Consider the following 17,518-nt stretch of genomic DNA (forward strand, 5'->3'; position numbering starts at 1 on the left):
CTTTCCCGACAGCGCGGATCTCAGTCGAGGTCCGCGCTGTCCAGCGTCCTCGTCATATCGAAGAAGCCCTTCTTCGCGGACACCAGAACGCCCTTCCGTACGACCTGAAGGGTCACGTTCGCGTTCACCAGCCGGGCCAGGCCGACCGAGGCGAGGTTGTCGTCGCGGGGGCTCCACTGAAGCGTCGGCGTGAGTCCGCCCGTGCTCACCTTCACGCCGTCGTCGAGGGCGCGCCGTACGGTGTCGGCGGTGATGTCGCCGCTGCCGAGCGAGTTCACGACGGTCTTGAACGCGGTGTACGCGATCCAGGTGGTCTGCACCCCCGCGTCCGCGGGGTCGATGCGGTTGTCGCCGAAGGCCACCTCGTTGACGGCCTTCTTCATCGGGTCCCAGCGCGCGTCGCTCGCGACCGGGTACCAGCCCGTGATGTACGACCCCTCGTACGGCCCGGACTGGCCGCCCGTGGAGTTGATCTCGGTCTGGTCGACGCTGCCGAGCACGGTCGCGGCGTGCACCGCGGGATAGTCCTGGCGGTCGCGCCGGAAGGAGTCCATGAAGGTGTCGGTGTGGTCCCCGAGCGAGGGCACCACGCAGCCCTCCTTGCCCGAGCCGCCGCTCGCGCTCTTCAGGGCGCGTGTCGACTGGCTGGCGTACTCGGTGGCGTCGTCGGCCGCGAGCTGGTCGGTCGCCGCCGCGTGGCCGCCCGCCGCGAGCCCGGCGTTCAGCAGCGGGGGCAGGTCGTCGCCGGCGATGGAGTCGGGCCGTACGAGGGTGACCGGGCCGCACGCCGGGCCGAGTTCCTTGCCGAGGCCCGCCAGGAGCGCGGGCTGGCCGCCGTTGACGGGGTAGGACAGGGCGCGGGTGAACTCCGCGGTCGTCACGCCGTAGCCGCCTATGTACGGGATGCCGGCGCCCTCCAGCGGGGCGAAGTACGAGTCGCTGAACTCGCTGTAGGAACCGACGACCGCGACGACGTTCTCCTGCACGGCCTGCCGGGCGCACTTCGCGGCGGCCACGCTGCTGTTGTGGTCGTTGCAGGTCAGGACCTTGAGCTTGCGGCCGTTGATCCCGCCGTGCTTGTTGATCCACTTCGCGTACGCCGTCGCCATCGCGGGCATGCCCGGCTTGTTGGTCGCGCCGGTGTCCCACGGCGCCCAGGTCATGACGGTGATCGAGCCGTCCCCGGAGTCCCCCGTGACGCCGCGGACGACCCCGCAGCCGGCCACGAGCGACGCGCATGCCCCCAGGGCCACCGCCGACAGGACGGTCGCTCTGACGGGCCGGGTGAGGGTGGGGAGGAAGGTGCTGCGGTTGCGTCGCCTGCCTGTCATGGACAGACACGCTTCCGCCACACCACAAACCCGGGTGTGACTCCGGGTCAACAAGTGGTGACGCCGGGGTGAATTACGGGGGGCGTTCCTGTGGGTGTGACGAGGAACGTACGATCGATGACCGTGCAAGGTTCGGAGAACTCTTCCCGTCGCCCCCGTCGCTCCTCCACCATGGGCGGCATGCCACTGAACGACATGCCCTGGTGGCGCTGGCGCAGCAACGTGCGTTCCGCGCTGCACATGCTCTCCGATCCGGCGTTCCAGCAGAACGTCTGGCTGGCCGGTGTCGACGGGTACGGGGACGTCACCGACGCCGTCTACCGCCTCGTCGAGGACACCTGGCTCGACAACTGGTCCGCCGAGAAGTACGTCGGCACGATCTTCCGCGACTCCCAGGAGGCGGCCCTCGTGGACACCGCCGTCCTGCGCGTCCTGCGGATCATGCACCAGGTCGGCCCGGACGCCCATGTCTCCGTGTACGTCGACCACGAGGCGTGGCCGGACGCGGTACGGGCGGCGCGGGACGCGCATGTCCGGATGGCGGTGAGCGACGGGGACGATCCGGATACGCCGCCGCGGACGCTTGAGGTGTTGCAGATCATCACGCGGTCCGCGTAGGGCGGGTTCGCGCGCGCGGCTGGTCCGGGTAGGGCGGGTTCGCGTGGGGCGGGGTGGGGTTCTGCCGCCTGGTTGCGGGGCGCGCCGGATGTAGGGGTGGGTTTCGGGCTCGTCGGCGGGTTCGGGTGTGTGGGGGCTGGTCGCGCCCACGCGGCGGAGCCGCATATCGATACAGCCCCGCGCCCCTGAGGGAGTTCGGGCTCGTCGTCGGCTGTGGGTGCGTCGTGGTTGCTCGCGCCCACGCGGCGGAGCCGCATATCGATACAGCCCCGCGCCCCTTCGTAACGCGCCGTTCGTTCAGCCGGTGCGGGTGGCTTCGTGGCCGGGTCGCGCCCAGGTGGGGTGGCCGGTCCGGGTGGCGGACGGCGGTGTCTCTGTTCAGGGGGGTATGGGACCCTGTCCTGCATGAACGCCCAGTCCACCGCCGCCGCGGCAGCCGCCGACCAGTACGTCCTCACCCTGTCGTGTCCCGACAAGCAGGGCATCGTGCACGCCGTGTCGAGCTACCTCTTCATGACCGGCTGCAACATCGAGGACAGCCAGCAGTTCGGCGACCACGACACGGGACTGTTCTTCATGCGCGTCCACTTCTCGGCGGAGTCGCCGGTGACGGTGGAGAAGCTGCGGGCGAGCTTCGCGGCGATCGGCGACGCCTTCCACATGGACTGGCAGGTCAACCGGGCCGCGGACCGGATGCGGGTCGTGCTCATGGTCAGCAAGTTCGGGCACTGTCTGAACGACCTGCTCTTCCGGGCCCGGATCGGGGCGTTGCCGGTGGAGATCGCGGCGGTGGTGTCCAACCACACGGACTTCGCGGAGCTGGTGGAGTCGTACCACATCCCCTTCCACCACATCCCGGTGACGAAGGACACCAAGGCGGAGGCCGAGGCGCGGGTCCTGGACCTGGTCCGCGAGGAGGACGTCGAACTCGTCGTCCTCGCGCGCTACATGCAGGTCCTCTCCGACGACTTCTGCAAGGCGCTCAGTGGGCGGATCATCAACATCCACCACTCGTTCCTGCCGAGCTTCAAGGGTGCGAAGCCGTATCACCAGGCTCACTTGCGGGGTGTGAAGCTGATCGGGGCGACGGCGCACTATGTCACCGCCGACCTCGACGAGGGGCCGATCATCGAGCAGGAGGTCGAGCGGGTGGGGCATGACGTGACGCCGGACCAATTGGTGGCGGTCGGTCGGGACGTGGAGTGCCAGGCGCTGGCGCGGGCGGTCAAGTGGCACGCCGAGCGCCGGATTCTCTTGAACGGGCGCCGGACTGTCGTGTTCGCCTAAGAGCGCGGGGGCTGCTGATTCGGGGGCGGCTGCGGGTGCGCCGTGGCTTGTCGCGCAGTTCCCCGCGCCCCTGGAAAGTGGGCCCGTGTCTCGAAGGAGCGCAGTTCCTCGCGCCGCTTACAGGTTTCGGGTTCGGCTGCGGGTCGGTGGGGGCTGGTCGCGCAGTTCCCCGCGCCCCTGAAAGTCGGCCCGTGTTTCGAGAGAGCCCAGTTCCCCGCGCCCCTGGAGACTGGGCCCGAGTTACGAAGGGGCGCGGGGAACTGCGCGAGCAACCACGACGCACCCGCACCCGTCGACGAACCCCAACTCCCCTCAGGGGCGCGAGGAACTGCGCGACAAGCCCCCACCCACCCGCACTCGCCCACGAACCCGCAACCCACCCCTACATCCGGCTCAACGACGCCGTGGCGAACAGCACATCCCGGATCGCCTCCCGGTCACCGAGCTGCCCCGCAGCCGCCTCCTCCGGCGACACATGCCCCGCAGCCAGGTGGCAGAACTCGACCCCGTCCAGGGCGATATGGGCAACCTCCCGCTCGGCGGACCCCACCGCGCCAGGCGAGTCGAGGGCGATCAGCCACTCACCCCCACCATGCCCCTCGATCTCCAGCCGAAGACTGCGACCGGGCTCACCCGCACCCACCAGATGCCGCCCGCTCAACGGCGAAGCCAACCCATGCCGCCGCCGCTCGGCCAGCACCACCGGCAACATCCGCGCGGCGAGATCGATCATCCGGTTCAGGTAACGCGGGGACGGCGGATCGTACGGATAGTCCACCGCCTCCGCGATGTCCCCCGCGTGCACCCAGCACTCGAAGGCCCGGTCGAGCATCGCATCGTGCAACGGAAGCTCGAAGTCGCCGTAGGACACGGCCAGTTTGCCGGTGCTGCCGCCCGTGAACGACACCGTGCGGACGATGTTGTGGCTCTGCTCGCGCCACGGCGAGCGGATGGACCGGGTCGGCGGGAAGTGCGACGACTTCCAGTACGCCTCGGTGCGCGCCGCCGGCGTCATGGGCTTCGCGGTCTCCCCGGTCAGCGGGTCGTCGAGGCCGAGCGCCGCCGCGACCAGGCCGTCGACGGTCAGCAGATGCGCGATGACCCCGGCGACAGTCGTACGACGGCTCGTCGGCCCGTCGCCCTCGAACCACCGCAGCCGCACGGGCGCGTGCCACTCGGCGTCACCTATGTCCTGCAACAGGGCGTCCAGGCGGGCCGTCTCCGCGTCGTACGGCGTCGCCCACACCGGCACCGGGATGCGCGGCGGCCGGCGGTCGAAGGAGCTGGTCAGGACGCGGGTGCGCAGCCCGGGGTCGAGGTCGAGGGGTTCGACGGGGTGCAGCAGCCCGACCGCGCCGCGCAGCCGCAGCGCCTCGTCCGCACAGGCCCCGCACTCGCCGAGGTGCTCCTCGACGGCCGCCGTCTCCGCCGCCGAACACGCGGCCAGCGCCCACGCCCCGAGCAGCGCCTTCAACACCCGGTGCTCCAGCACCAGCGGCACGGCCCGGGACTCGGCCGCGTCCAGCTCGGGCAACGGACGCCCACTGTCCTCGACGGAGGCCCGCGGCATGGGAATCCGCGGTGGCTCACCCTCACCACTCACCGAACCACGGTCTACGGAGCCACCGTTCCCGGAACTCCCGCCGACGGAACCGCTGTTGGCGGAACCGCCGTCACCCGGCCCGCCCGGCCCACCCCGCATGCCGTCGTCGCCGTCACCGTCGTCGTTCACCGAACCGCCGTTCCCGGAGCCGTCGTTCACGGAGCGGCCGTCCTCGGAGCCACCAGGCCGCCCACCAGGACCCCCACCCGCCCCACCCTGCGCCGGCACGACCTCCTCACCTTCCCCGGCCCCTTCGCCGTACCCTTCGTACCTCTCGAAACCCTCCCGCCACGCGTCGCTCACGCCCCACCCCCCGCTCCCGGCGGTGCGCCCGCGTCGTGGGCGGTGGAGAGGAGCTGGAGGCCGAGGCGGAGGCGGCGGCGGGCCTCGTCCTCGGTGACTCCGAGGTCGACGGCGGTCTGGCGGTAGTCACGGCGCTGGAAGTAGGCCAGCTCCAGGGCGGCCCGCAGCGGGGCGGGCATGGACGTGACGATGTAGTCGGCGCGGGCGGCGACGGAGGCGCGGCGGACCTTGCGCTCCAGCTCCTCCGTGGAGCCCTCGCCGCCGTGGGCGAGGGCGACGGTCTCGGTGGTGCGCAGACGCTGCACGGCGAGGCGGTGGGTCAGCGCGGCCACCCAGGAGCGCAGCGGGCCCTGCTTGGGGTCGTAGGCGTCGGGGTGCTCCCACACGTGGGCGAAGACCTCGCGGGTGATGCCGTCGGCGGCGCGCTCGTCGCCCAGGACACGGTGGGCGAGGGAGTGCACGAGGGAGGCGAAGCGGTCGTACAGCTCACCGAGGGCCGCCGCCTCGCCCCGGGCCAGCCGCTGCTGCATCTTGCGGTCCCAACGGGGCGGTGCGTCCTTCGTCGCCATGCGGCCCCCTCACCGTGCCTGTGCCCGAGTCAAGCGTGCGCTCACCGTCTCTTCGAATGTAGTGGGCACGTCTGACAGCGCACCCCCCATTCTGCAATTGCACGCCCCCGAAGCGGCGCGAGTGGTAACGGATCTGCGCCTACCCCACCCACATCTGATCGAACAGGATCGAAGGCGACTAAAACAAGCCTCTTCCGGACGGTTTCCGTTTCTTCCCCCGTGTTTCAGGGAACGGCCGCTGGGCAGCCGCGCTGCAAGGAAGCGTAGGTACGGCTTCCGTTTCCGGACGGTCTCCGGGAGTTCCGGCTAGCGAAAGGCGCGATGGTGGCCTTCAAAGTGAACGACGGCGAGCGCGGCGGCTGGTCCGTACTCCTCGTGTCCGGCGAACTGGACCTGGTGACCTCGCCGGTGCTGCGCCAGCGGGTGCACGACGTGGTGGCCGAGGGGCAGCACAGCCTGGTCCTGGACCTCTCCGAGGTGCTGTTCTGCGACTCCAGCGGGGTCGGCGTGCTCATCGCCTCCCGCCGCCTGATCCGCTCCTGCCAGGGCCACCTGCGCGTCGTCCTGCCCGCCCAGGGCGCGGTCGACGGCTCGCACGTCAACCGGGTCCTCGGCGCCCTCGGCGTGCGCCGCCTCTTCGACGTCTATCCCGATGTGATGACGGCCACAGAGGACGAGCCCGAGGACGAGGCGGACCCCCTCTCGGCGTGACGCGTCGGTTTCCGGGGTGACGTCGTTGTTTCGGAATTTCCCCGATCTTGGTACAAGCGTCGTTTTCCGCTCCCGGACCCGCCCCGGCGTCGTACGCTCCGTCCCAAGCGCACCCCACATGAGTAAGGCGGCCCGAAAGACATGGTCAGCACCGAGTACGAGCGACGGATCGCCGCCCGGTTCGCCACCTTCGACCAGGACGGCAACGGCTTCATCGACCGGGAGGACTTCAGCTCGGCGGCCAAGGCGCTGCTCGCGGAGTTCGGTACGGCGGCCCGCTCCGACAAGGGCCAGGCCCTGTACATCGGCGCGGAGGCGTTCTGGCAGGGCATGGCCGGCATCGCCGACCGGGACGGCGACCAGCGCGTCAGCCGCGAGGAGTTCGTCAACGGCGCGGTCAAGCGGCTGCGCGACAACCCGGAGCGCTTCGCCGAGATCGGCCGCCCCTTCCTGCACGCGGCCCTCGACGTCGCGGACCCGGACGGCGACGGCTCGGCCACCATCGCGGACACCGTGCGCGTCCTCAAGGCCCTCGGCGTACCGGACGACGTCGCCGCGATGGCCGCCGACGCCCTCGACACGGACAGCGACGGCAAGGTCGGCGAGGCGGAGATCATCTCCTCCTTCGCCCGCTACTTCACCGTCCCCGAATAGCGTTCCCGCAGCTTGTACTTGAGCACTTTCCGCAAGGCGTCGTTGCGCGGAAGGGCGTCCACGATCTCCAGCTGCTCCGGCAGCTTGTGCACGGACAGCCCTTCCGCGCACAGGTAGTCCGTGACGGCGGCAAGCGTCAACTCCCCGGCCCCTGGCGGCTGTTCGACCACCGCACACACCCGCTCCCCACGCTCCGCGTCCGGCAGCCCTACGACGGCCACGTCCCCGACGTCCGGATGCGCGGCGAGCAGATCCTCGATCTCCTTCGCCGAGATGTTCTCCCCCTTGCGGATGATCACGTCCTTCAGCCGCCCGGTGAGAATCAGATGCCCGGTCTCCGTCACGACCCCCAGGTCTCCGGTGCGCAGAAAACCGTCCGCGTCGAACGCCTCCGCCGTCTGCGCCGGGTCCAAGTACCCCTGACACACGGCCTCCCCGCGCAACCGCACCTCGCCACCCTCGGCGATCCGTATCTCCATCCCGTCCGGCGGCCGCCCCTCGGTGGTCGCCAGATTCTCCACGGTGTCGTCGGGCGCCCCCATCGTGATCATCGGCACCTCGGTCATGCCGTAGCCGTGGGTGAGCTGGACCCCCATCTCCCGTACGACGGAGTGGTAGACCTCCGGCGGCTTGGGAGCGCCGCCGCCCGCGAGCAGCCGTAGCGAGGGAATGACTTTGCTCCCCGGCTGCTTGCGCTGCTCGGCAAGGAACATGGAATAGAAGGCGGTTGAGCCGCCGGCCACCGTCACCCCGTGCTTGCGGTACCCCTCCAGCGCGTCCGGCAGCGCGAACTGCTCGAACATCACCGCCGGGAAGCCGTACAGCAGCAGCATCACCGTGTAGTCGGGCCCCGCTATGTGCGCGTACGGGAAGGCCATCGAGCCCACGTCGTCCGCCGTGAGACGCAGCGCGTGCGCGAGGCAGGAGCCGCCCGCGATCAGTGAACGGTCCGTGTGCAGCACGCCTTTGGGGTCGGAGGTGGTGCCGGAGGTCCAGTAGATCCAGCGGACCGAGGTGCCGTCGGCGGGCGGGGCGGGGAGCAACGCCGGGTCACCGTATGGGAGTTGGGCGCTGTCGTACGCCTCGAAGACGCCCTTCGCGCCGAGCCGCCGTGCCATCTCCCCGTAGTCGAAGCCGCGCCAGACGCCCGGCACCGCGAAGTACTCCGCCTTCGACTCCCGTAGCGCGAAGCCGACTTCGCGGTCGCGGTAGAAGGGGATCACCGGTGTCTGTACGGCGCCCAGGCGGGCCAGCGCGAAGGAGAGCAGGGCCGTCTCGACGCGGGTGGGCAGCTGCCAGGCGACGACCGTGCCGGGGCGGACACCCATGCCGTACAGGCCCGCCGCCACGCGCTCCGACCGGTCGCGCAACTCGCCGAAGGTCAGGGCCCGGTCGTCCTGGAGGAGGACCGGGCGGTCGGGGGTCAAGTCGGCGCGGCGGGCGACCAGTTCCCACAGGGTGCGGGAGGAACTCAGGGAGTACGCCGTCTCGTTCATGGTCCCCTCCTTGGCTGACGACTCGTCAGGTGACATGCTATCTGACGGGTCATCAGATAAGTGCCGTCCCTGCGGAGGGGAACCCATGACCACCGAACTGCCCCGCATCATCAGCGTCGACGACCACGTGATCGAACCCGCGCACCTCTTCGAGACCTGGCTGCCGAAGAAGTACCGCGACCGCGGCCCCCAGCCGCTCACCGCCGGAATCGGCGAACTCGCCTACGTGGCGGGCAAATACCAGATCACGATGGACCCGGACGGCCCGCCCACCGACTGGTGGATCTACGAGGACCTCAAGTTCCCGTACAAGCGCAACATCGCCGCCGTCGGCTTCGACCGCGACGAGATGACCCTGGAGGGCATCACCCGCGAGCAGATGCGCCCCGGCTGCTGGGACCCGGCCGAGCGGCTCAAGGACATGGACCTCAACCACGTCGAGGGCTCGCTCTGCTTCCCGACCTTCCCGCGCTTCTGCGGCCAGACCTTCGCCGAGGCCCACGACAAGGAGGTCGCGCTCGCCTGCGTCCGCGCCTACAACGACTGGATGGTCGAGGAGTGGTGCGGCGACAGCGGCGGCCGGCTCATCCCGCTGTGCCTGATCCCTTTGTGGGACGTCGAGTTGGCCGTAGCGGAGATCCGCCGCAACGCGGCCCGCGGCGTCCGCGCGATGACCTTCTCCGAGATCCCCACCTACCTCGGGCTGCCGTCCATCCACTCCGGCTACTGGGACCCGTTCTTCGCGGTCTGCCAGGAGACGGGGACGGTCGTCAACATGCACATCGGCAGCAGCTCCCAGATGCCCGCCGCCTCCCCGGACGCGCCCCCCGCCGTACAGGCCTCGCTCTCCTTCAACAACGCGATGGCCTCGATGATGGACTTCCTCTTCAGCGGGGTCCTGGTGAAGTTCCCGACCCTCAAACTCGCCTACTCCGAAGGGCAGATGGGCTGGATCCCGTACGCCCTGGAACGCGCCGACGACGTGTGGGAGGAGCACCGCGCGTGGGGCGGGGTGCGCGACCTGATCCCCGAGCCGCCGTCGACGTACTACTACCGGCAGATGTTCTGCTGCTTCTTCCGCGACAAGCACGGGGTCGCTTCGCTGGATGTGGTGGGCCGGGACAACGCGACCTTCGAGACCGACTACCCGCACGTCGACTCAACCTTCCCGCACACCAAGGAAGTTGCCCTCGACCATGTGAAGGGCCTCGACGACGAGACGGTCTACAAGCTGATGCGGGGCAACGCGATCCGCATGCTGGGCCTGGATCTTGATAAGTAATGGACCTCTCGTACACGGCTGAGGAGGACGAGTTCCGGGCGCGGCTGAGGGAGTGGCTGGGCAAGGTGCTGCCGACCCTGCCGGTGAAGCCGTCGCCGGACGACTGGCCCGGCCGTCGTGCCTACGACTGTGGCTGGCAGCGGATGTTGTACGACGCCGGGTACGGCCATGTGCACTGGGACGCGTCTCCGACCACCCGGCTGATCTTCCTGGAGGAGACGGAGAAGGCGGGCGCGCCCTACGTAGGGGCCAATTTCGTCGGGCTGTTGCACGCCGGGCCGACGCTCGCCGCGGAGGGCACGGCCGAGCAGCGGGAGCGGTGGCTGCCGCCGGTGCTGCGCGGTGACGAGGTGTGGTGCCAGGGGTTCAGCGAACCGGACGCCGGGTCCGACCTCGCGGCGTTGCGCACGCGCGCGTGGCGGGACGGCGACGACTACGTAGTGAGCGGTTCCAAGATCTGGACCTCGCATGCGGAAGTCGCCGACTGGTGTGAGCTGTTGGTCCGGACGGATGCGGACGCGCCCAAGCATCGGGGGATCAGCTGGCTCGCGATGCCGATGTCCGCGGCGGGGATCACCGTACGGCCGTTGCGGACGCTGGCCGGGTCCGCGGAGTTCGCCGAGGTGTTTCTTGACGAGGTGCGGGTGCCGGTCGGCAACCGGGTGGGGGACGAGAACGACGGGTGGCGCGTGACGATGGTGACGCTGTCCTTCGAGCGCGGTACGGCCTTTGTGGGAGAGGTCGTTGCCTGTCGGCGGGTGTTGGGGGAGCTGGCGGTGGAGGCTCGGCGGAATGGGCGTTGGGACGATCCGGTGCTCAGGCGTCAACTGGGGCGGTTGAACGCGGAGTTCCGGGCGTTGTGGCGGCTTACTCAGTGGAATGTGAGTGAGGCGGAAGCCTCCGGCGGTGTACCGGGTGTGGGGGGCTCGGTCTTCAAACTCCGCTACTCGCACGCCCGTCAGGAGTTGTATGACGTGGCGGCGGACGTCCTTGGGCCGGACTCCCTTGATCTGGAACGGGCTTGGGTGCTGGATCGATTGTCCTCGCTGTCGTACACGATCGCTGCGGGTACTTCGCAGATTCAGCAGAACATCGTGGCTGAGCGGATTCTTGGGTTGCCGAAGGGGCGCTGACGTGCGGTTTCAACTCACGGATGATCAAAGGGCGTTGCGGGATGCGGTGCGGGGTGTGGTTGGTCGTTCTTCGTCTGCGGGTGTGTGGGGGCTGGTCGCGCAGTTCCCCGCGCCCCTAAAGGGCGCTCCTCGGCTGGACCGGGGTTTCTGGCGGGGCCTCGGTGAGCTTGGGGTGTTCTCTCTGCGGTTGGCGGAAGTGGATGGGGGAGCCGGACTCGGGCTTCCCGAAGCCGTGTTGGTGTTTGAGGAGCTTGGGTGGGCGTTGGTGCCTGGGCCGTTGGTGGCTACGCATCTCGCTGCCGGGGTGGTGCCGGGGGCGGCTACCGGGGAGACCGTTGTCGCCGCTGCCGACGGGAGCCTTGTGGAGTGGCTGGACGAGGCCGATGTCGTGTTGCCGGGGGCCGAGGGGGCCGTAGCGCTGCGGTCGGTGGATCCGTTGACTCCGTTGCATCGGGTGCCGGCCCCGGCGCGTACCGACCCTGTTGCTGTTCTTCTTACTGCCGCCGAGCAGCTCGGGACGGCCGCGCGTGTGTGCGGGCTGGCTGTGCAACACGCCCGGACGCGTGAGCAGTTCGGGCAGCCGATCGGGGCGTTTCAGGCCGTCAAGCATTTGTGCGCGCAGTCGTTGGTGCGGGTGGAGGTGGCGCGGGCCGCCGTCTACGCGGCGGCTGTGACCGGGGATGTGGTCGATATCGCGGCGGCTCGGTTGCTCGCTGACGAGGCGGCTGTGCGGGGGGCGCTGGACTGTTTGCAGGTGCATGGCGGGATGGGCTTCACCTGGGAGTCCGAGGTTCATCTGCACCTGAAACGGGCATGGGTGCGCGCTCGGCGTGGTGGTGGGAACACGGAGAGTGAGGAGTTGCTCGCGGCGGATCTGCTGGCCCGCGCGGCCTAGCGGGGCGGCTGCCTGCGAGGACCGGGACGGGCCCGACAACGGTGTCGCGGATCGTGGCACGACGGGATCACGCAGCGTTGATATCGGGTTGTGTCCTATGCGTGACTCGTCACGGCCTGGAGTCGTCTGTGGGCTCCGGTACCTTGTGTGGGATGCGAGTGGTTCAAGGTACGAGCCATGCCGGTGTTGCCTGTGAGGCGGCTCCGGATCGGGCGATGCGTACCCCCGCTCGCACGGCAGAACAGGCTTTCACCCCTGCCTGTTCGACTGCCCGCGGCGAGCGTCGCACAGTATCCCGCACTCGTACTCCTTCGCGCTGGAATATGCCCGAAGCGCTTGTTGGGGTGACTGAACGTCAATCATGCTGTCTCGCAAGGGATTCACGTTCCGTGACCCTTGTTCTGGCCGTTGTTCTGGTCATGCAGGAAATGGCTACGATCGTGGCCCTCGTGAGGCGCGAGGCTAAGTGTCCGCCGGTTCGGATGGTGTGAGCGGTGCAGGTGCTTCAAGTGCAGCTGGAGATCCGGCCCGACCCCGCTGAGGTGGGGCGAGCCCGGCGGTGGGCGCGCTCCCGGCTCGCGGGGTCCGGGATAGAGGCCGACGAACCGCTAGCGGAGACGCTGATCCTGCTCGTCTCCGAGCTGGTCACCAACGCCGTGGTGCACACCGGCTGTCCGGCCGTCCTGCGGCTCTCCCTGCCGGACGTGGCGACCGAGTCGGCCACCGTACGGCTGGAGGTCGCCGACACCAGCTGCAAGGCGCCCGTGCCGCGCTGTGCGGACGGCGACGAGACCGGCGGTCGCGGCCTGGCCCTGGTGGATGGCCTCGCCGACCGCTGGGGCTGGAGCGCCGAGGGCACCGGCAAGCGCATCTGGTGCGAGATCGACCGGGACAGCGAACCCCGGGAAGTCGCGTGCGGGGGAGCTGTCGCGGCGTACGAGGGCTTCGAGTTCGAGGGCTTCGCGTACGAGGCCGTGTAGGTGCTGTCTGCAAGTGCCGGGCGGAGATGCGCCGGGCTGTGCTTCCGTGCGCGCCCTGCGATAAATGGTGCTTACGGAACAAATCCCCGGATGGGCGTTGACGCGACGTGACCATGTGGTCACGCTTGTGGGCAGCGATTCGCCGCGAGGGGACGGCGAGGGCTTCGGTGACGGGAGCCCTCGGCGAGTGTGGGTCGTGTTCGGCGTGGGCCCCCTCGGGGCCGGGGGTCAGGACGGGGCGCCGGAGTCGGATGGCGGCACGCGGTGCCGTGCTCGGGGCGGGCAGCAGCGCGCCGCCATCCGACCGTAAGTCCGGCCCTCGTCAAAACCGGACTGCTTCAGAGGATGGCGATCGGGGCCACCGGGGTTCCCGTCGCGCCCACGAAAGGTTCGGGCATCGCGGAGAGGAAGAACGTGTAGCGGTTCTCTTGTCCACAGGCTGTGGACAACTCTTCGAGATTCCAGTTCTGGCCTTGCAGCATGCCCATCTCGACCAGATCGAGAGCGTGCACCGGCAGCCACAAGTCGTCTATTTCCGGCGGAAATATCTCAAAGGTGAGGGTGTCGTTGGCGACCGCCGCGACATCGCGCGCGTGGAACCACTCCGGCGTACGGACCGACAGCCCGGGTGACGGATAGCCGTACCCGTGCTTGTCACCGGCCAGATACACCTGCACCTGCCCCGTCCGTACGAGCACGATGTCGCCCGCGCGGACTTGCGTGCCGGCGAACTCCTCGGCGGCTTCCAGGTCTTCCGGGGTGACCGCGTGTCCGCCCTCCAGTCGATCGACGCCCCGCGCCCGTGCCACGTCGAGCAGGACCCCGCGCGAGACGATGTGCCGGGCCTTGTCGATGCCGCTGAACTCGGCGCCGCCGTGCGGGGTCACGGTGCCGGCCGGGCGGCCGTTGTAGAGCTTCCCGGAGTGCGAGACGTGGGTGAGCGCGTCCCAGTGCGTGCCCGCCTGTAGTCCCATCGTCACGGCGTCGTCGCTGCACGCCACCGTTCCGGGGCCGAAGAGTTCCTGGTTGATCTGCACCATCGCGTGCAGGGGGTTGATCCGGCCGGGGATCAACCCCGTCTGGACGCCGTCCTGTTGGAGGGGCAGCGCGAGGGGGATGCGGCGGCCGGTGCGGATCTCGGCGGAGGCGGCTCGGACCACGTCGTCGGTGATCAGGTTCAGCGTGCCGATCTCGTCGTCCGACCCCCAACGGCCCCAGTTGTTCACGCGCTTGGCGATGTCGTGGAACTCCGGACCAAGTGACGGCGGTGACGTCTGCGGTGACATCGGGGCCTCCCCGGGGCTTGTCCTCAGGTATCTGACGGGTCGTAGAATCTGAGTCGAATCTAACGGACCGTCAGATACTGCGGGAGGGGCCGGACATGGGGAACTTCTTGGCTGGCAGGGTCATCGCTGTGACGGGGGCGGGGCGGGGGATCGGGCGGGCCGTCGCGCTGGGGGCTGCCGCCGAGGGGGCGCGGGTTGTCGTCAACGACTACGGGGTCTCGATGGACGGGGCGTCGCCCACGAGTGAGATCGCCGAGGGGGTTGTCAAGGAGATCCTGGCTGCGGGTGGGGAGGCCGTTGCCGTTGCCGATGACATCTCGACGATGGCTGGGGGGCAGCGGGTTGTCGATGTCGCGGTGTCTTCGTACGGGCGGATCGATGGGGTGGTGTGCGTTGCGGGGATTCTTCGGGAGCGGATGCTTTTCAATATGTCCGAGGAGGAGTGGGATCCCGTACTCGCCACTCATCTGAAGGGGACGTTCACCGTGTTTCGGGCGGCTTCCGCTGTGATGCGGAAGCAGCGGGCCGGAACCTTGATCGGGTTCACCAGCGGGAATCATCAAGGGTCGGTTTCTCAGGCTAATTACAGTGCGGCGAAAGGGGGGATTATTTCGCTGGTGCGGAGCGCTGCCTTGGGCTTGAACAAGTATGGGGTTACCGCCAATGCGGTGGCGCCTGTTGCTCGTACGCGGATGTCCGCGAATGTTCCTATGGAGTTGGCGGAGATCGGGTCGCCGGAGGATGTTGCGGCGCTGGTTGTTTATTTGTTGTCCGAGCGGGCTCGGGAGGCTGGGATTACCGGGCAGGTTTATACCGTTGCCGGGGAGAAGATCGCGGTGTGGGCTCAGCCTCGGGAGTTGCGGGCGGCGTATGCGGCCGGAGGGTGGACGGCGGAGAAGATCGCGGAGTTTTTGCCGGGGTCTGTCGGGGTGGATCCGATGCCGATGCTTTCTCGGGTGCAGGAGATGGAGCGGGCTGCGCGGGGTGGGGAGCGGCCTAACGCCTAGGGGGTGGGGGGTTTGTGTTGTGTGGCGTGTGCGGGTGCGTGGGGGCTGGTCGCGCAGTTCCCCGCGCCCCTGGGTTAGTTGAGCCGGCCTGTGCTGGAAGGGGACCCGCTGTGGAATTTGGATTCGCTGACGCAGATGAAGACTTTCGGGTGGAGGTTCGGGCGTGGCTCTCTGAGCATGTTGATTCGGATCAGGATCGGCGGGCTTGGGAACGGACGCTTGGTAAGAGTGGGTGGATCGGGCTGGGTTGGCCGGAGTCCGGGTATGGGAATCGGACGGGGAGCCTTACCCAACAGGTCGCCTGGGCCGAGGAATACGCGCGGTCGGGCGCGCCGCCTCGGTCCGGGCATATTGGGGAGAACCTTCTTGCCCCTACCCTCATCGCGCATGGAAGCGAGGAGCAGAAATCCCGTTTCCTGCCGGCTGTCGCTGCGGGGGACGAGCTGTGGTGTCAGGGGTACAGCGAACCGGGGGCCGGGTCGGATCTCGCGGGGGTGCGGACTGTTGCCGTGCGGGACGGTGGGGAGTATCGGGTCACCGGGCAGAAGATCTGGACCTCGCTCGCTCATGAGGCCGACTGGTGTTTTGTGTTGGCGCGGACCGAGGTGGGGTCGCGGCGGCATCGGGGGTTGAGTTTTCTGCTCGTGCCCATGGATCAGCCGGGGTGTGTCGAGGTGCGGCCCATACGGCAGTTGACCGGGACGAGTGAGTTCAACGAGGTGTTCTTTGAGGGGGCACGTGCGCGTGCCGAGCATCTTGTGGGGGGTGAGGGCGAGGGGTGGCAGGTCGCCATGAGTCTGCTCGGGTTCGAGCGGGGGGTGTCGACCCTGGCCCAACAGATCGGGTTCGCACGGGAGTTGGGGCGGGTGGTCGAGGCCGCCGTTGCCTCGGGGGCCGTTGGTGATCCCGTCCTGCGCGATCGACTCGTGCGACAGTGGGCCGAGTTGAAGGCCATGCGGTGGAACGCCCTGCGGACCCTGGGGCGGGCCGGGGACGCGGGGGCGCCCAGTGTGGCCAAGCTGTTGTGGGGCGGGTGGCATCAGCGGCTCGGGGAGTTGGCGATGCAGGTGCGGGGGGCCGCGGCGGCGGTCGGGCCGGTGGACTGGACGCCGTCACTGTCGTACGAACTCGACCTGTTCCAGCACCAGTTCCTCTTTTCGCGGGCCGACACGATCTACGGCGGCTCGGACCAGGTTCAGCGCACGATCATCGCCGAGCGGGTGCTCGGTCTGCCCAGGGAACCCAAGGGGGTCGTCTGATGCGCGGTGTGGTCTTCGACGGCAAGCAGATCCAGGTCGTGGACGATCTGGAGGTCCGGGAACCGGGGCCCGGGGAAGTGCTGGTCGCCATCTCGGCGGCCGGGTTGTGCCACAGCGATCTGTCTGTGGTGGACGGGACCATACCTTTCCCCGTTCCTGTGGTGCTGGGACATGAGGGTGCGGGCGTGGTGGAGGCCGTGGGTGTGGGCGTCACCCATGTCGGGCCTGGGGATCATGTGGCTCTTTCCACGCTCGCCAACTGCGGTACCTGTGCCGAGTGCGACCGGGGGCGGCCGACCATGTGCCGGCAGGCCATCGGGCGGCCGGGGAAGCCGTTCACGCGAGGCGGGCAGTCGGTGTACCAGTTCGCTTCCAACTCCGCCTTCGCCGAGCGGACCGTGGTCAAGGCCGTGCAGGCCGTACGGATTCCGAAGGACATCCCGATGCCGTCCGCCGCGCTCATCGGGTGCGGGGTGTTGACCGGGGTCGGTGCCGTTCTCAATCGGGCGCGGGTCGGTCTTGGGGACAGTGTCGTCGTCATCGGGACGGGTGGTATTGGGCTCAATGTTCTTCAAGGGGCCCGGATCGCGGGGGCGTTGACGATCGTCGCGGTGGATGCGAACCCGGGGAAGGAGGGGGTGGCTCGGCAGTTCGGGGCCACTCACTTCCTTACGTCGGCGGAGGGTGTGCGCGAGATTCTGCCGAACGGGGCCGATCACGCCTTTGAGTGCGTGGGACGGGTGGAGTTGATCCGGCAGGCTGTGGATCTGCTGGATCGGCATGGGCAGGCGGTGTTGCTCGGGGTGCCGCCGGCTACCGCCGAGGCGTCCTTCCTCGTCTCGTCCATGTATTTGGACAAGTCGATTCTCGGGTGCCGGTACGGATCGTCCCGGCCGCAGCGGGACATCGCCCTGTACGCCCAGCTGTATCGCGAAGGGCGGTTGCTGCTCGACGAGTTGGTGACCGAGACGTATCCCGTCGAGGACTTCGAGAAGGCGGCGGGGGACGCGGAGGCGGGGCGGGTGGCGCGCGGGGTACTCACGTTCTGACGGTGGCTTCGGGCGTGCTCGATGGTGGCGGCGGGTGCGCTTGACGGTGGCATGG

The 17,518-nt window shown here is 69.0% G+C and carries 16 protein-coding genes; 11 read left to right on the forward strand and 5 right to left on the reverse strand.

Translation table 11 applies throughout. The features are described from left to right. Nucleotides 1-20: 20 nt before the first annotated feature. Nucleotides 21-1,331 (reverse strand): ABC transporter substrate-binding protein, encoded by a 1,311-nt coding sequence (locus OG194_RS26335; RefSeq protein ID WP_327403261.1) that lies wholly within the window; start codon nucleotides 1,329-1,331, stop codon nucleotides 21-23. 117 nt (nucleotides 1,332-1,448) lie between these two features. Here OG194_RS26335 and OG194_RS26340 point away from each other — a divergent pair, with 117 nt between their 5' ends. Together OG194_RS26340 and purU are read left to right on the forward strand one after the other, a co-directional pair. Continuing rightward, a complete protein-coding gene (locus OG194_RS26340; protein ID WP_026150474.1) occupies nucleotides 1,449-1,949 on the forward strand; it encodes an SCO4402 family protein in 501 nt (166 codons plus the stop codon). Between the two features lie 405 nt (nucleotides 1,950-2,354). Further along, nucleotides 2,355-3,236 (forward strand): formyltetrahydrofolate deformylase, encoded by an 882-nt coding sequence (purU, locus tag OG194_RS26345; RefSeq protein ID WP_327403262.1) that lies wholly within the window; start codon nucleotides 2,355-2,357, stop codon nucleotides 3,234-3,236. 382 nt (nucleotides 3,237-3,618) lie between these two features. Here purU and OG194_RS26350 read toward each other — a convergent pair whose 3' ends face one another. After that, complete coding sequence (locus tag OG194_RS26350; protein WP_442811802.1) at nucleotides 3,619-4,806, reverse strand: zf-HC2 domain-containing protein; 1,188 nt, start codon at nucleotides 4,804-4,806, stop codon at nucleotides 3,619-3,621. Between the two features lie 332 nt (nucleotides 4,807-5,138). Continuing rightward, nucleotides 5,139-5,711 (reverse strand): sigma-70 family RNA polymerase sigma factor, encoded by a 573-nt coding sequence (locus OG194_RS26355; RefSeq protein ID WP_327403263.1) that lies wholly within the window; start codon nucleotides 5,709-5,711, stop codon nucleotides 5,139-5,141. Between the two features lie 321 nt (nucleotides 5,712-6,032). On the opposite strand from OG194_RS26355, the gene OG194_RS26360 reads away from it, so the two are divergent. Both OG194_RS26360 and OG194_RS26365 read left to right on the forward strand, forming a co-directional pair. Continuing rightward, the gene (locus OG194_RS26360; protein WP_019057336.1) at nucleotides 6,033-6,422 is read left to right on the forward strand and encodes an STAS domain-containing protein; all 390 of its coding nucleotides are present in this window, start codon (nucleotides 6,033-6,035) and stop codon (nucleotides 6,420-6,422) included. 141 nt (nucleotides 6,423-6,563) lie between these two features. Continuing rightward, on the forward strand, nucleotides 6,564-7,076 hold the full coding sequence (locus tag OG194_RS26365) for an EF-hand domain-containing protein (RefSeq protein ID WP_327403264.1): 513 nt from the start codon (nucleotides 6,564-6,566) through the stop codon (nucleotides 7,074-7,076). Here OG194_RS26365 and OG194_RS26370 read toward each other — a convergent pair. Beyond that, nucleotides 7,055-8,572, reverse strand: a complete 1,518-nt coding sequence (locus OG194_RS26370) for a class I adenylate-forming enzyme family protein (RefSeq protein WP_327403265.1) — start codon at nucleotides 8,570-8,572, stop codon at nucleotides 7,055-7,057. The genes OG194_RS26365 and OG194_RS26370 overlap by 22 nt on opposite strands. Nucleotides 8,573-8,657: 85 nt before the next feature. Here OG194_RS26370 and OG194_RS26375 point away from each other — a divergent pair, with 85 nt between their 5' ends. The 4 genes from OG194_RS26375 to OG194_RS26390 all read left to right on the forward strand — a co-directional run bounded on the left by OG194_RS26375 (nucleotide 8,658) and on the right by OG194_RS26390 (nucleotide 12,862). Beyond that, complete coding sequence (locus tag OG194_RS26375; RefSeq protein ID WP_327403266.1) at nucleotides 8,658-9,854, forward strand: amidohydrolase family protein; 1,197 nt, start codon at nucleotides 8,658-8,660, stop codon at nucleotides 9,852-9,854. Further along, nucleotides 9,854-10,987, forward strand: coding sequence for an acyl-CoA dehydrogenase family protein (locus tag OG194_RS26380; protein ID WP_327403267.1), 1,134 nt, complete (start codon nucleotides 9,854-9,856; stop codon nucleotides 10,985-10,987). Before OG194_RS26375 ends, OG194_RS26380 begins: the two co-directional genes overlap by 1 nt. Before the next feature lies 1 nt (nucleotide 10,988). Continuing rightward, on the forward strand, nucleotides 10,989-11,882 hold the full coding sequence (locus OG194_RS26385; RefSeq protein WP_327403268.1) for an acyl-CoA dehydrogenase: 894 nt from the start codon (nucleotides 10,989-10,991) through the stop codon (nucleotides 11,880-11,882). Between the two features lie 509 nt (nucleotides 11,883-12,391). Then, a complete protein-coding gene (locus tag OG194_RS26390; RefSeq protein ID WP_327407215.1) occupies nucleotides 12,392-12,862 on the forward strand; it encodes an ATP-binding protein in 471 nt (156 codons plus the stop codon). A 338-nt stretch (nucleotides 12,863-13,200) separates the two neighbouring features. Here OG194_RS26390 and OG194_RS26395 read toward each other — a convergent pair whose 3' ends face one another. Further along, nucleotides 13,201-14,148 (reverse strand): cyclase family protein, encoded by a 948-nt coding sequence (locus tag OG194_RS26395; RefSeq protein ID WP_327403269.1) that lies wholly within the window; start codon nucleotides 14,146-14,148, stop codon nucleotides 13,201-13,203. Nucleotides 14,149-14,243: 95 nt separating this feature from the next. On the opposite strand from OG194_RS26395, the gene OG194_RS26400 reads away from it, so the two are divergent. From OG194_RS26400 to OG194_RS26410, 3 genes are all read left to right on the forward strand, one after another. After that, nucleotides 14,244-15,155 carry an SDR family oxidoreductase gene (locus OG194_RS26400; RefSeq protein ID WP_327403270.1) on the forward strand — a complete coding sequence of 304 codons (912 nt, stop codon included), beginning with the start codon at nucleotides 14,244-14,246 and terminating at the stop codon, nucleotides 15,153-15,155. Between the two features lie 110 nt (nucleotides 15,156-15,265). Continuing rightward, the gene (locus OG194_RS26405) at nucleotides 15,266-16,414 is read left to right on the forward strand and encodes an acyl-CoA dehydrogenase family protein (protein ID WP_327403271.1); all 1,149 of its coding nucleotides are present in this window, start codon (nucleotides 15,266-15,268) and stop codon (nucleotides 16,412-16,414) included. Further along, a complete protein-coding gene (locus OG194_RS26410; RefSeq protein ID WP_327403272.1) occupies nucleotides 16,414-17,463 on the forward strand; it encodes an alcohol dehydrogenase catalytic domain-containing protein in 1,050 nt (349 codons plus the stop codon). Before OG194_RS26405 ends, OG194_RS26410 begins: the two co-directional genes overlap by 1 nt. The last annotated feature ends 55 nt before the right edge of the window (nucleotides 17,464-17,518 follow it).

It is taken from the genome of Streptomyces sp. NBC_01288, from assembly GCF_035982055.1.
GTDB lineage: Bacteria > Actinomycetota > Actinomycetes > Streptomycetales > Streptomycetaceae > Streptomyces.

What these genes read in the sequence shown, in the direction of transcription:
- OG194_RS26335 (WP_327403261.1), bottom strand. Translation starts at nt 1,331, where the DNA reads ATGACAGGCAGGCGACGCAACCGCAGCACCTTCCTCCCCACCCTCACC.
- OG194_RS26340 (WP_026150474.1), top strand. Translation starts at nt 1,449, where the DNA reads ATGACCGTGCAAGGTTCGGAGAACTCTTCCCGTCGCCCCCGTCGCTCC.
- purU (WP_327403262.1), top strand. Translation starts at nt 2,355, where the DNA reads ATGAACGCCCAGTCCACCGCCGCCGCGGCAGCCGCCGACCAGTACGTC.
- OG194_RS26350 (WP_442811802.1), bottom strand. Translation starts at nt 4,806, where the DNA reads ATGCCGCGGGCCTCCGTCGAGGACAGTGGGCGTCCGTTGCCCGAGCTG.
- OG194_RS26355 (WP_327403263.1), bottom strand. Translation starts at nt 5,711, where the DNA reads ATGGCGACGAAGGACGCACCGCCCCGTTGGGACCGCAAGATGCAGCAG.
- OG194_RS26360 (WP_019057336.1), top strand. Translation starts at nt 6,033, where the DNA reads ATGGTGGCCTTCAAAGTGAACGACGGCGAGCGCGGCGGCTGGTCCGTA.
- OG194_RS26365 (WP_327403264.1), top strand. Translation starts at nt 6,564, where the DNA reads ATGGTCAGCACCGAGTACGAGCGACGGATCGCCGCCCGGTTCGCCACC.
- OG194_RS26370 (WP_327403265.1), bottom strand. Translation starts at nt 8,572, where the DNA reads ATGAACGAGACGGCGTACTCCCTGAGTTCCTCCCGCACCCTGTGGGAA.
- OG194_RS26375 (WP_327403266.1), top strand. Translation starts at nt 8,658, where the DNA reads ATGACCACCGAACTGCCCCGCATCATCAGCGTCGACGACCACGTGATC.
- OG194_RS26380 (WP_327403267.1), top strand. Translation starts at nt 9,854, where the DNA reads ATGGACCTCTCGTACACGGCTGAGGAGGACGAGTTCCGGGCGCGGCTG.
- OG194_RS26395 (WP_327403269.1), bottom strand. Translation starts at nt 14,148, where the DNA reads ATGTCACCGCAGACGTCACCGCCGTCACTTGGTCCGGAGTTCCACGAC.
- OG194_RS26400 (WP_327403270.1), top strand. Translation starts at nt 14,244, where the DNA reads ATGGGGAACTTCTTGGCTGGCAGGGTCATCGCTGTGACGGGGGCGGGG.
- OG194_RS26410 (WP_327403272.1), top strand. Translation starts at nt 16,414, where the DNA reads ATGCGCGGTGTGGTCTTCGACGGCAAGCAGATCCAGGTCGTGGACGAT.